Genomic DNA, 13,142 nt, shown 5'->3' with positions numbered 1-13,142 from the left:
GCCGTCATGAATAGATGCGGGCAGCAGCAGACGTCGAAACATCTGGGAGGAACACAATGAGGAACTTTCGTGGAATTGGCATTCTCGCCGGGCGAAGAATTGGCATTCTCGCCGGGCGAAGAATTGGCATCCTCGCCGGGCTGGCGCTGAGCGTCTCGGCATCGGCGCTTGGCAGTGCATACGCGTCCGAGCCGACCACGCCGCCGGCGCCGGCGGCGTTTCCCGCCGAGGGCAAGATCAAATACGTCGCCCGCGATTCCATCCTGGAGTTCAAGGCGCTGCCCGAATATCACGAGCCCGAGTGGGTCACCGAGAAATACGTCAAGACTGGCAAGCTGCCGCCGGTCAAGGATCGCCTGCCGAAGGAGCCGCTGGTGTTCAAGACCGGCAACATGCCGGACGGCATCGGCGTTTATGGCGACACCATGCGCCACGTCATTGGCGGCCGGCCGGAAGGCTGGAATTATGGCGCCGGCCAGACCCAAGGATGGGGCGGCATCGACATCGGCCTTTCGGAATGCCTGACGCGCACCGCGCCTTTGTTCCAGGTCGAGGCCAAGGACACCGAGCCGCTGCCCAACCTCGCCAGGAGCTGGGACTGGTCGAAGGATGGCCACACGCTGACCATGCACCTGGTCGAAGGCGCCAAATGGTCTGACGGCGTTGCCTTCAATGCCGACGATGTCATGTTCTACTGGGACGATGAGGTCGTCGACCCCAATGTCTCGCCGTTGAACGGCGCCACAGCGGAAACCTTCGGTGTCGGCACGACGCTGAAGAAGGTCGACGATTACACCGTCGAGTGGACCTTCAAGGACGCTTTCCCCAAACAGTATCTCTACGCCATGGCCTATGGCACCTTCTGCCCCGGCCCAGCGCATATCCTCAAGCCGCAGCATCCGAAGTACTCGAAGAATACCTACGAGCAGTTCAAGAACGCGTTCCCGCCGGAATATATGAACATTCCGGTGATGGGCGCCTGGGTGCCGGTGGAGTATAGGCCTGACGACATCATCGTCTTGCGCCGCAATCCCTACTACTGGAAGGTCGACGAGAAGGGCAACCAGCTGCCCTATCTCAACGAACTGCATTACAAGCTGTCGACCTGGGCCGACCGCGACGTGCAGGCGGTGGCAGGGGCCGCCGACTTCTCCAACCTCGAGCAGCCGGAGAATTTCGTCGCTTCGCTGAAGCGAGCGGCGGACAAGGACGCGCCGGCCCGGCTCGCCTTTGGCCCGCGCCTGATCGGCTACAATCTGCGCATGAACTTTTCCGCCAATGGCTGGGGCAATCCCGACGAACGCGGCCAGGCGATCCGCGAGCTCAATCGCAATGAGGACTTCCGCAAGGGCATCACCATGGCGCTCGACCGCAAGGCGCTCGGCGACTCGCTGGTCAAGGGGCCGTTCACCGCCATCTACCCCGGTGGCTTTTCCTCGGGCACCAGCTTCTATGACCGCAACTCGACCGTCTACTATCCCTTCGACATCGAGGGCGCCAAGGCGGAACTGGCCAAGGCTGGTCTCAAGGATACGGATGGCGACGGCTTCGTGAACTTCCCGGCCGGGACCGCCGGCGGCAAGAATGTCGAGATCGTGATGCTGGTCAACAATGACTACGGCACTGACAAGAGCCTCGCCGAAGGCGTCGTCGGCCAGATGGAAAAGCTTGGCATCAGGGTCGTGCTCAACGGCCTCAACGGCACCCAGCGTGATGCCTCGCAATATTCCGGCCGCTTCGACTGGCTGATCAGGCGCAACGAGCAGGAGCTGACTTCCGTCGTGCAGAATACCGTGCAACTCGCGCCCGTCGGACCCAAGACCAGCTGGGATCACCGCGCGCCCGAAAGCGGCGTGGTCGACCTGATGCCGTTCGAAAAGGAGCTTGTCGACATCGTCAACAAGTTCGTCTCCTCGTCAGACAATGACGAGCGCGCCAGCCTGATGAAGACGTTCCAGAAGATCTCGACGGAGCATGTCTACAATATCGGACTGACCGAATATCCCGGCGCCCTGATCATCAACAAGCGCTTCTCCAACATCCCGCAGGGAACGCCGATCTTCATGTTCAACTGGGCCGAGGATTCGATCGTGCGCGAACGCGTCTTCGTCGCCGCCGACAAGCAGCAGAAATACGAACTCTTTCCCGACCAGCTTCCCGGCAAGCCCGGCGACAAGGGTCCGACGAACTGAGTTTCCTCCCCTGGCTGACGCCCGGCCGCGCTGCGCGCGGCCGGGACGGAGTAAGGTCAGCGGCAACAGATTAGATCAAAGGAGGAGAAACGGTCCGATGCTGCGATTCCTGGCCATGCGCATAGCATCGGCGGTCCCGGTCATGGTCATCCTGAGCCTGGTCACCTTTGCCATCATCCAGGCGCCGCCGGGCGACTATGCCGACTATATCCGCTCGCAGCTTATCAACCAGGGCGGGGCGTCTTTTGCCGAAGCCGACGCGCAGGCGCAGGCCTATAGGGTCGAGCACGGCCTCGATAAACCGCTGCCCGTCCAGTACCTGAACTGGGTCGCCGGCATCATCACCCGCGGCGATTTCGGCTACAGCCTCTATTACAACAAGCCGGTCGCCGCCGTGGTCGGCGAGCGGCTGCCGCGCACGCTGCTGCTGGCACTGGTCTGCCATCTGCTGGCGTCGGTGCTCGGCATCACCTTCGGCATCTGGGCGGCGACCAGGCAATACACATGGATCGACTCGGCGCTGTCGGCCATCTCCTTCCTCGGCATGACCGTGCCGCGCTTCCTGATGGCGCTGATCATCGTCTATCTCCTGGTCTTCCAGTTCAACGTGTCGGAGATCGGCAGCTTCTTCTCGCCGCAATATGGCGGCGCGCCGTGGTCGTGGGCGAAATTCGCCGATCTCGTCAAGCATGTCTGGCCGGTGGTGGCGATCGCCACCTTCGGCGGGCTCGCCTACAATATGCGCGTCATGCGCGGCAATCTGCTCGATACGCTGAACGCGCAATATGTCGAGACGGCCAAGGCCAAGGGCCTGACCGGCAGCGCCGTCGTCATGCGCCATGCCGTGCCCAACGCACTGCACCCGCTCATCATGTATCAGGGCGTGGTGCTGCCCTACATGCTGACCGGCGAGATCGAGACGGCGATCATCTTTGCGCTGCCCACGGTCGGTCCCGCCCTCGTCGGCTCGATGGCGGTCGGCGACGTTTATGTCACGGCGACCTTCATGATGGTGCTGTCGGCAACGCTGATCGTCGGCAACATCATCGCCGACATGCTGCTCGCGCTGCTCGATCCGCGCGTACGCCAGTTCAGGGAGAGCTAGATGCTGGCGCGTGACCCATCCCCGCCGCCGCCCCCGGCTGAAGCAACCGCGATTGCGACCCCACGCGGCAATGAGAGCTATATGGCGCTGGTCTGGCGCCGGCTGAGGCGCTCCTGGACCGGCATGGCCGGGCTGATCCTGGTCGTGCTTCTGGTGCTGATGGCGCTGTTTGCCGATTTCTTCGCGCCGATGGACCCCAAGGCGACCGATGTCGCTTTCGCCCCGCCGCAAGTGATGAGTTTTCACGACAGAGACGGGAATTTCGTGCTCCAGCCGCGGGTCTATGCGCTGGCGGATTCTGCAGACCTCGACCCGGTCACCTTCCAGCCGGTCGTCGGGCCGGATTACGAGCATCCGCGCCTGCTCGGCTTCTTCGTCAAGGGCGCCGACTACCGGCTGCTTGGACTGATCCCCGCCAACCGGCATTTCTTCGCTTCGGCCGACGGCCAGCCGGTGCATTTTCTCGGCACCGACAAATTCGGCCGGGATGTGTTGTCGCGCGCCATCCAGGGCTCGCGCGTCTCGCTGATGATCGCGCTGACGGTGGTGTTCATCATCACCGTCATCGGCACCACGGTCGGCATGGTCTCGGGCTATTTCGGCGGCCGCTTCGACGTCTGGATGCAGCGCTTCGTCGAGTTGGTGCTCGCCTTCCCGCAATTGCCGCTCTATCTTGCGCTGACGACGCTGATCCCGGTGACCGCGCCGACCAACGTCTTCCTCGCCTTTGTCATCATCGTCATGTCGGCGCTGGGCTGGGCGCAGATGTCGCGCGAGGTGCGCGGCAAGACGCTGGCACTGGCGCGGATCGACTATGTGCGCGCTGCCATGGCGGTCGGCGCCACCGACATGCGTATCATCATGCAGCACATTTTTCCCAATGTGATGAGCCACGTCATCGTCGCCGTGACGATCGCGATCCCGACGGTGGTACTGCTCGAAGCCTTTCTCGGCTTCCTCGGCTTCGCCGTGAAACCGCCGCTGATCTCATGGGGGCTGATGCTGCAGGACACGGCTACCTATTCGGTCATCGGCACCTATCCGTGGATCCTGTCGCCGGTCGGCTTCGTGCTGATCACCGTCTTTGCCTTCAACGCGCTGGGCGACGGCCTGCGCGATGCCGTCGATCCCTATTGAGGTGGCCGGGATGACCGTAGCGCTCGCAGCCACCTTCGCACCAGCCGTCCGGTTCGACCATGCCGGCCGCCACGACCAACCCATCATCGATGCCCGCAACATCGAGGTCGCCTTCAAGGTCGAGCACGGCGTCGTCGACGCGGTGAAGGATGTCTCGTTCCAGCTCTATCGCGGGGAGACGATCGCCATCGTCGGCGAGTCCGGTTCCGGCAAGTCGGTGACGGCGCGCGCTGTCATGGGGCTCTTGTCAAAGCGGGCCACCGTGTCGCCGAAATCCACCATCGACTATTGCGGGCAGGACATACTGAAATTCCCCGAGAGCGCCCGGCGCAAGTTGCGCGGCAATCGCATCTCGATGATTTTCCAGGAGCCGATGAGTTCGCTCAACCCGATCTATACGGTCGGCAGCCAGATCGTGGAGGCGATCAGGGTGCATCGAAAGGTCAGCCGCAAGCAAGCCTGGGCGCGGGCGCTCGAGCTTTTGCGGCATGTCCAGATCCCCGAGCCGGAAGCGCGCATCAAGCAGTATCCGCACCAGATGTCGGGCGGGCAGCGCCAGCGCGTGATGATCGCCATGGCGCTCGCCAACGACCCCGATGTGCTGATCGCCGACGAGCCGACGACGGCACTCGACGTCACGGTGCAGGCGCAGATCCTCAATTTGATCCGCAATCTGCAAAAAGAACTCAGGATGGCGGTCATCCTGATCACCCACGACCTCACCGTGGTGCGAAAATTCTCCGACTATGTCTATGTCATGCAGCATGGCGAGATGTGCGAGCACAACGTCACCGAGCGGCTGTTCGCCGACCCGCAGCATGCCTATACGAAGCGGCTGCTCGCTTCAGAGCCGCACGGCAAGCCGCAGCCGCTGCCGGAAAACAGCGGCACCATCCTCGAGGCCCGCGACATGCGCGTCTGCTTCATGCTGCGCCATGGCAGCTTCCTGAAGCCGGACTGGCGCGAGCTGGTCGCCGTCGACGATCTCGGCCTGAAGCTTTGCCGCCACGAGACACTAGGGCTGGTTGGCGAATCCGGCTCCGGCAAGACCACCTTCGGTCTCGCCTTGCTCAAGCTCACCGAGGCCAAGCGCGGCGAGGTCAGCTTCGACGGCCAGCCGATCCACGGCCTGTCGCGCGCCGAGATGCGGCCGCTGCGCTCGCGCATGCAGGTCGTTTTTCAGGATCCGTTCTCGTCGCTCAACCCGCGTATGACGATCGGCCAGATCATCGAGGAAGGGCTGGTCGTCAACAGGATCGGCGCGACACGGCGCGAGCGGGTCGGTCGGGTTCGCGACGCCCTGGTCAGCGCCGGCATGCCCGGCGATATCCTGTCGCGGTTCCCGCACGAATTTTCCGGCGGCCAGCGGCAGCGCATCGCCATTGCCCGAGCCATCGCGCTGGAGCCCGAATTCATCCTGCTCGATGAACCGACATCGGCGCTCGACCTTTCGGTGCAGGCGCAGATCATCGACTTGTTGCGCAAGCTGCAGGACGAACGCGGCCTTAGCTATCTCTTCATTTCGCACGACCTCAAGGTGGTGCGCGCGCTCTGCCATCGCGTCATCGTCATGCAGAACGGCAAGATCGTCGAACAGGGACCCGTCGACGAGGTCCTCACCCATCCCAAGACCGCCTACACCGAACGGCTCGTCAGGGCCGCCTTCGACGTGGCGTAGCAAAGTGCCGGAGGTTTAATAGTGGCAAGACATCCCAGGATCACCTTCATTGGCGCGGGTTCGACCGTGTTCATGAAGAACATTGTCGGCGACGTGCTGCAGCGCCCATCGCTGTCAGGCGCGACGATCGCGCTGATGGACATCAATCCGCAGCGGCTGGAAGAGAGCGCCATCGTCGTCAACAAGCTGATCGCGACGCTGGGCGTGAAGGCGAAGGCCGAGACCTATTCCGACCAACGCAAGGCGCTCGCCGGCGCCGACTTCGTCGTCGTCGCCTTCCAGATCGGCGGTTACGAGCCCTGCACCGTCACCGATTTCGAGGTGCCGAAGAAATACGGCCTGCGCCAGACCATTGCCGACACGCTCGGCGTCGGCGGCATCATGCGCGGCCTCCGGACCGTGCCGCATCTGTGGAAGATCTGCGAGGACATGCTGGCCGTCTGCCCCGACGCGATCATGCTGCAATACGTCAACCCGATGGCGATCAACACCTGGGCGATTTCAGAGAAATTTCCTGACATCAAGCAGGTAGGCCTCTGCCACTCGGTGCAAGGCACGGCGATGGAACTGGCGCACGATCTCGACATTCCCTACGACGAGATACGCTACCGCTCGGCCGGCATCAACCACATGGCCTTCTACCTGAAGTTCGAGCACCGGCAGCCGGATGGCTCTTACCGCAACCTCTATCCGGACCTGGTCCGCGCCTATCGCGAGGGCAGGGCGCCGAAGCCGGGCTGGAACCCGCGCTGCCCCAACAAGGTGCGCTACGAGATGCTGACGCGTCTCGGCTATTTCGTCACCGAAAGCTCCGAGCATTTCGCCGAATACACGCCCTATTTCATCAAGGAAGGCCGCCCCGACCTGATCGACAAGTTCGGCATTCCGCTCGACGAATATCCCAAGCGCTGCATCGAACAGATCGAGCGCTGGAAGGGCCAGGCCGAGGCCTATCGCTCGGCCGACCGCATCGAGGTCGAGCAATCGAAGGAATACGCGTCCTCGATCATGAACTCGGTGTGGACCGGGGAGCCTTCGGTGATCTACGGCAATGTCCGCAACAATGGCTGCATCACCTCGCTGCCGGACAATTGCGCCGCCGAGGTGCCGTGTCTAGTGGACGCCTCCGGCATCCAGCCGACCTATATTGGCGAGCTGCCGCCGCAACTCACCGCGTTGATACGCACCAACATCAATGTGCAGGAGCTGACGGTGCAGGCGTTGATGACCGAAAACCGCGAGCACATCTACCACGCGGCGATGATGGACCCGCATACGGCGGCCGAACTCGATCTCGACCAGATCTGGGCGCTGGTCGATGAGTTGCTGGCGACACATGGCGACTGGCTGCCAACCTGGGCGCGTGGGAGCGCCAAGGTCCGGGCCGCCTGAGCGCTGCTGCGGCGGTATCTACTCCACCGTCAGGCCTCCGGTGGCGCCGGCAACCGGTGGCGCAGTTCCTCGACCAGCACGCGCTCGTTCTCCGAATAGTCGATCGGAACGACGACGAGATGGACGCCACCGCCGGCAAAAGCCTGTTCAAGCGTCGATTGTATTTCTGAGACGGCGCCGACCCTGGTTCCCTTGGCGCCATAGGCCTCGGCATATCTGACGAAATCGGGATTGCCGAAGGTCATGCCGAAATCGGGGAACTGGTCGACCGCCTGCTTCCAGCGGATCATGCCGAAAGCATTGTCCTCGATGATCAGCACGACGAGGTTAAGTTTCAGCCTGACGGCGGTTTCCAGTTCCTGGCTGTTCATCATGAAGCCGCCATCCCCGCAGATCGCCATGACGCGGCGGCCGGGATAGAGCATCGCGGCCGTCATCGCCGAGGGCAGGCCGGCGCCCATCGTGGCCAGGGCGTTGTCGAGCAGCAAAGTGTTGGCGACGCGCGTGCGGTAATTGCGCGCAAACCAGATCTTGTACATGCCGTTGTCGAGCGCCAGGATGCCATCGGCCGGCATCACAGCGCGCACATCGTGCACCAAGCGCTGCGGCGTGAAACGGTCTTCGGTGGCGCGGGCGGCAATGCGGCTCAAAATCCCTTCGCGCAGCGGCAGTAGCGCCTGCGCGTTGGGGATCTTGCCCTCGAGGCGGTCGGCAAGCAGCCTGAGCGAAGCGCCGATGTCGCCGACCACTTCGGTCTGCGGGAAATAGACCTGCTCGACATTGGCCGGCTGGTAACCGACATGGATCACCTTCGGTCCCTTGTCGCCCATAATGAAGGGCGGCTTCTCGATCGTGTCGTGGCCGATAGTGATGATGAGGTCGGCCTGTTCGATGGCCTCATGCACATAGTCGCGCTCGGAGAGCGCGGCGGTGCCCATGTAGAGTTCGGTGCCGCCGGGCACCGTGCCCTTGCCCATCTGCGTGGTGAAATAGGGAATGCCGGTCCTGATCACGAACTGGGCGAGGTCGGACGTCGAGCGCGGCCGCGATGCGGCGGCGCCCAGCATCGCCAGAGGACGCTGCGCCTTGATGATCATCTCGGCGGCGCGGTCGAGCGCAAGCGGGCTGGCCAGCGGAAGCTCGACCGGATGCGGCGGGATCAGCGCGACATCGTCGCACTCCTCGGCCGCGATGTCTTCGGGCAGTTCCAGATGCACCGGTCCCGGACGCTCCTCTTCGGCAATCCGAAACGCTTCGCGCACCACGGCGGGAATGGTCTTCGCCGAGATGATCTGGCGTGACAGCTTGGTCAGCGGCTTCATCGCGGCGACGATGTCGACGATCTGGAAGCGGGCCTGGCGCGACGACCGGATGCCCTTCTGCCCGGTGATCATGATCATCGGCATGGCGCCGAGCAGCGCATAGGCGGCACCCGTCGTCAGGTTCAGGGCGCCGGGTCCCAGCGTGGTGATGCACACACCTGGCTTGCCGGTGAGCCTGCCATGGGTGGCGGCCATGAACGCCGCCGCCTGCTCATGACGGGTGAGGATGAGCTGGATCGAGGATTTGCGGATGGATTCGACGACGTCCAGGTTTTCTTCGCCGGGAATGCCGAAGATGCGATCGACGCCCTCATTCTCGAGGGCGGCAACAAGCAGGTCAGAACCTTTGGGCACGAAGCATCTCCTGGGCAAAGCGGCGGCGAACCGCGTCGGGATATGATCAGACATAGTGCTGGCAAAGCCCTAGCGCGAGGCGCGGCCGCCGCCAATATCGCTCTGCCTTACAGATCCTTCCGTTTCCTGAATTGGCCGGGCGAGACGCCGGCGTGGCGGCTGAAGGCGGTGGAGAAGGCGGCTTCCGAGCTGTAGCCGACCGCCTCGGCGACTTGGCCCAGGCTCTTGCCCTCGTGCAGCAGCCGGCTGGCCTGCCGCATGCGGCAGCCGAAGAGATAGGCCATGGGCGCTTCGCCGACGAGATCGCGAAAGCGGGCGGCAAAGGTTGCCCTGGAGAGCCCGACCGCGCGTGCCAGGGTCTCGATCGTCCAGTCGTGGTCATAGGCTTCATGCAGGGTCGCGAGCGCTCTGGCGATCGCGGGGTCCTGCAATCCCCTCAGCCAACCTGGATTGTCCATGCTTTCCAGACCGGAGCGCAAGGCGCGCGTGACGATGGCCCCAGACAGGCGAGCCATGACTACGTCGCTGCCGGGACCTTCGTCGGTCGCTTCCACCAGCAAGGCCTCGACATAGCCACGCAGCCATTTGGGCAGACGGCCATTCGATCCCCGGATGTGAACGATGCGCGGCAGGCCGGCAAGTGCCGGATGGTCGGCGTCGCGAAAGGCGAAGGCGCCGCACAGGATGACGGTCTTTTCGCCTTCGCCGCCGCTGCGAATACGCCCGGCTGCGGTTTGGGTCGCCAGTTCGGCGGCGGGGACGTTCGCGCTTTTGAGCGCGCCGGGCGACCGCAGCACATGCGGATCGGCGCGCGGTGCAATGATCAGGTCGCCGGCATCGAGAGGCTCGACATCTTCCTCACCGAACACCGCCTCGCATCGCCCCTTGATGACGACGTGAATGCCGCGAAGCCCAGCCTGGCTGAACGAGATCGCCCAGGGCGCGGCCAGTTCGAGGCGCCGGTACCCGGCGGCTGCGAAGTGCAATTCGCGCATGAGGGTAGCCAGGAGGTCCACGCTTCGCTCCAGAAACAGACGATCGATATATCAATCCAGACGCTGTCGAATAGCGCGCCGGCCTTACTGGACCTAGCTATGCCCGACAGGCCGCTTGTCGGCGATAACGAAACTCAGGAGTTATTCATGCCGCCAATCGAGCTTTTTGTCGCGCAGCTTTGTCCCTATGCGCACCGTGTCAGGCTCGCCCTTGCCGAGAAAGGCCTGCAGGCGACGGAAATCGAAATCGATCTGCGCAACAAGCCGGCGTGGTTCCTGAAACTCACGCCGACGGGAAAGGTGCCGCTGCTGCGCCATCAGGGGCAATATGTCAGGGAGTCGTCGATCATCTGCGAATATCTCGATGATGCATTCCCCGAACGGCCGATTTTCCCCAGGGATGCTCAGGCCCGCGCTGAGGCGCGCATCTGGATCAGCTTCGCCGACACGCAGCTTTACGCCCGGACGGCAACCATGATGCACAGTTCCGACGCTATGGTTCATAAGCGGATCAAGGCCCAGCTTGCCGACGATCTGCGCTTTGTGGAACAGCATGCCTTCGCCCTGCGAGGGGCGGACGAACGGTTTTTGCTGGGCTCGGAATTCAGCGCCGCCGACATCGCCTTCTATCCCTGGTTCGAACAGCTGTGCGTGCTTGAGAAATATCTGGGCTTCGTCATGCCGACCGAATGCGAGCGCCTGCTGCGGTGGCAGGAAACGGTTGCCGCCAGGGAGGCGGTGCGGACCTGCGCCAGGTCGCCCGGCTTCTACCTGGAATCCTATGGCCCGCTTCTCGCCGCCTGAGACGAGCGGGCAAACGGAAAAAAATTCCTCACTATGGTGCTGCAAGGTCAGTCATTTGCTTCTTGCGGCAGGCGCAAGCCTGTAAATATGCGGTATGAAACCCCGCCGCGAGAGGTGAGAGAAACATGCCCAATCCAACCGTCGTCGGGTTTTCCGGCAATTTCACCAGGCCGTCCAAGACGCGTGGTTTTGTCGACCAGGTTGTCAGGGATATTGCGCGCCAGCATGGCCTGTCGGCGAGCACCTATGACATCGAAGACCTCGGCCCGTCGCTCGGCGCTGCCAAATGGGCGCGCGATCTCGACGGCCAGTCCCGGGCAGTCTTCGACAGCGTCGTCAATGCCGATGTGCTGGTGGTGGGGTCACCGACCTACAAGGGCAGCTACACCGGCCTGTTCAAGCACTTCTTCGACCTCTTCGATCCCGCTTCCTTGCGCGGCAAGCCGGTGGTGCTGCTTGCCACCGGCGGCAACGATCGCCACGCGTTGATCGTCGAGCACCAGTTGCGGCCGTTGTTCGGCTTCTTCGAGGCGCTGACGCTGCCGACAGGGGTCTATGCCACGGACAAGGACTTTTCCGACGGCGTGCTGCGGGCCGAACCCATCCTGAAGCGCGTCGAGCAGGTTGTCGGCGAGGTCGGGCTGGTGCTGGCCAATCGCTCGCCAGCCGGCGTTGCTGCCGGATAGAGCGAGGCGGGCAGGCCGGCTCCGGCTTTGCTCGGAGTGAATAAAAAGGCCCGCCACCGACGCGAATCGTGACGAGCCTCCTTGGAGTAGGCCAGGCCTCCCACAGCCCGATTGCTTTCGAATCAATAGCCCGCCGGCTAGGCCTGGCGGGGCATCGATAGTAGGGTCTGGATCGAATGGGAGCGATCCGGCTGAAAAACGCCAATACCGGTCGAAGGTTCCCGGTCATCCTGAGCGGCGATGACAAAGGGGTTTAGCCCAACTGCGAAATCCATCTCAGGCGGATTTATCGCGACAACTAGTTCCTGTCCGCCGGCTTCGAACGCATCCTTGCTACCGTCTCGCGCTCGGCGCGCTTGGAGCGCAGCGGCGGCAGGCCGCGGTCGATCAGGTCCATGTCCTCCAGCACCATGTCGCCCATGCGCTTGAAGGCGATGTCAAGCGCACCGGCGCGGTGGGCGGAGCGCAGGAAGCCGGGGATCGTTCGGACCGGATGGTCCTGCGCCAGCGGTTCTTCAGGGAAGACATCGCTGGCGGCGACGATGTGGCCGCTTTTCACCGCCGCCATCAGGGCAGGGAAGTCGACGACGCCGGCGCGGCTGAGCAGGATGAAGGCGGCGCCCTTGCGCATACTTGCAAAGGCCTCAGCGCCGAGGAAACCCTGGTTCTCCGAGGTCACCGAAGCGACGACGAAGACGAAATCGCTGGTCGACAGCACCTCGTCCAGCGAGGCCGGCTCGACGCCACTGTCGATCAGGATCGATGGCGGCAGCCAGGGATCGAAGACCTTGGTGCGGGTGCGAAAACCCGACAGCAGTCGGTTGAGCGCACGGCCGAGATCGCCGAAGCCGATGATGCCGACATCGGCGCCGGACAGAAGCCGCGCCGTCAAATTGCCGTCGCCGCCCCACAGCTCTTCGCCTTTGCGGAAGGCGAGGTCGGCATCGACGATGTTGCGGGCGAGGTTGAGCGCCATGGCGAGGCCAAGCTCGGCCACCGGCTCGGCGAAGACGAGGCCGGTGGTGACGACATGGATGCCGCGCGCAAACAGCGTCTCATAGGGCATGTTGTTGATGAGGTTGGTCTCGACATTGAAGACGCAACGCAGCGCCTGCATCCGGTCCAAGGTCTCGGGCGAGATCGGCGGCTGGCCGATAATATAGCGGGCTTCGGCAAGCACGTCGGCGGGCAAGTTCGCCACCCCCTCGGCCGTCGTCTCGACGACGCGGTAATGCGCTTTGAGGCGCGCCAGCTGCGGTGAGGTGAAGATCAGGTCGAGCGTGCGTGGTTCCGGCGCGCTGATGACCAGCGGCAGGGCCTTGTTTGGCATAACGATTCCTCCCCGGCGCGATGCGTATCGCGTATTCTTGCTTGCACTTGTGGTAGTCCCCAAAACCGCTTGCCGCCGTCCGGCGGCATGTGCTTGAGGGGTAAAATACCCACCATTAAACGATTTACAACTCCGGGAGGGGCCGCC

10 protein-coding genes are annotated in these 13,142 nt (G+C 63.3%); 7 read left to right on the top strand and 3 right to left on the bottom strand.

The features are described from left to right. Positions 1-56 precede the first annotated feature (56 nt). From NKI64_RS12590 to NKI64_RS12570, 5 genes are all read left to right on the top strand, one after another. A complete protein-coding gene (locus tag NKI64_RS12590; RefSeq protein WP_023696254.1) occupies positions 57-2,192 on the top strand; it encodes an ABC transporter substrate-binding protein in 2,136 nt (711 codons plus the stop codon). A 97-nt stretch (positions 2,193-2,289) separates the two neighbouring features. After that, positions 2,290-3,297: an ABC transporter permease gene (locus NKI64_RS12585; protein ID WP_352668212.1), complete on the top strand. Its 1,008-nt coding sequence runs from the start codon at positions 2,290-2,292 to the stop codon at positions 3,295-3,297. Next, positions 3,298-4,434: an ABC transporter permease gene (locus tag NKI64_RS12580; RefSeq protein ID WP_023696252.1), complete on the top strand. Its 1,137-nt coding sequence runs from the start codon at positions 3,298-3,300 to the stop codon at positions 4,432-4,434. Positions 4,435-4,444: 10 nt separating this feature from the next. After that, entirely contained in the window at positions 4,445-6,112 is a 1,668-nt protein-coding gene (locus tag NKI64_RS12575) for an ABC transporter ATP-binding protein (RefSeq protein WP_352668209.1), read from the top strand. 21 nt (positions 6,113-6,133) lie between these two features. Then, complete coding sequence (locus tag NKI64_RS12570; RefSeq protein ID WP_352668207.1) at positions 6,134-7,504, top strand: alpha-glucosidase/alpha-galactosidase; 1,371 nt, start codon at positions 6,134-6,136, stop codon at positions 7,502-7,504. A 29-nt stretch (positions 7,505-7,533) separates the two neighbouring features. Here the strand turns inward: NKI64_RS12570 and NKI64_RS12565 are convergent, their stop codons facing one another. Further along, entirely contained in the window at positions 7,534-9,180 is a 1,647-nt protein-coding gene (locus tag NKI64_RS12565) for an acetolactate synthase large subunit (protein ID WP_023752111.1), read from the bottom strand. 107 nt (positions 9,181-9,287) lie between these two features. Then, entirely contained in the window at positions 9,288-10,196 is a 909-nt protein-coding gene (locus NKI64_RS12560; RefSeq protein WP_197031340.1) for an AraC family transcriptional regulator, read from the bottom strand. A gap of 126 nt (positions 10,197-10,322) precedes the next feature. On the opposite strand from NKI64_RS12560, the gene NKI64_RS12555 reads away from it, so the two are divergent. Together NKI64_RS12555 and msuE are read left to right on the top strand one after the other, a co-directional pair. Next, entirely contained in the window at positions 10,323-10,979 is a 657-nt protein-coding gene (locus NKI64_RS12555) for a glutathione S-transferase family protein (protein ID WP_023752109.1), read from the top strand. A 125-nt stretch (positions 10,980-11,104) separates the two neighbouring features. Next, complete coding sequence (gene msuE, locus NKI64_RS12550; RefSeq protein ID WP_352668204.1) at positions 11,105-11,665, top strand: FMN reductase; 561 nt, start codon at positions 11,105-11,107, stop codon at positions 11,663-11,665. A 298-nt stretch (positions 11,666-11,963) separates the two neighbouring features. Here the strand turns inward: msuE and NKI64_RS12545 are convergent, their stop codons facing one another. Then, complete coding sequence (locus tag NKI64_RS12545) at positions 11,964-12,995, bottom strand: hydroxyacid dehydrogenase (protein WP_352512541.1); 1,032 nt, start codon at positions 12,993-12,995, stop codon at positions 11,964-11,966. Between the last annotated feature and the right edge of the window lie 147 nt (positions 12,996-13,142).

This window comes from Mesorhizobium sp. M0478, assembly GCF_040321305.1.
In the GTDB taxonomy this organism is placed as follows: domain Bacteria; phylum Pseudomonadota; class Alphaproteobacteria; order Rhizobiales; family Rhizobiaceae; genus Mesorhizobium.
The sequence above is the reverse complement of the archived record's forward strand: the minus strand, read 5'-3'. Positions and strand labels throughout refer to the sequence as shown.

Excerpts from the sequence above, each read along its gene's own strand:
- NKI64_RS12590 (WP_023696254.1), top strand. The coding sequence starts at position 57 with ATGAGGAACTTTCGTGGAATTGGCATTCTCGCCGGGCGAAGAATTGGC.
- NKI64_RS12585 (WP_352668212.1), top strand. The coding sequence starts at position 2,290 with ATGCTGCGATTCCTGGCCATGCGCATAGCATCGGCGGTCCCGGTCATG.
- NKI64_RS12580 (WP_023696252.1), top strand. The coding sequence starts at position 3,298 with ATGCTGGCGCGTGACCCATCCCCGCCGCCGCCCCCGGCTGAAGCAACC.
- NKI64_RS12575 (WP_352668209.1), top strand. The coding sequence starts at position 4,445 with ATGACCGTAGCGCTCGCAGCCACCTTCGCACCAGCCGTCCGGTTCGAC.
- NKI64_RS12555 (WP_023752109.1), top strand. The coding sequence starts at position 10,323 with ATGCCGCCAATCGAGCTTTTTGTCGCGCAGCTTTGTCCCTATGCGCAC.
- msuE (WP_352668204.1), top strand. The coding sequence starts at position 11,105 with ATGCCCAATCCAACCGTCGTCGGGTTTTCCGGCAATTTCACCAGGCCG.
- NKI64_RS12545 (WP_352512541.1), bottom strand. The coding sequence starts at position 12,995 with ATGCCAAACAAGGCCCTGCCGCTGGTCATCAGCGCGCCGGAACCACGC.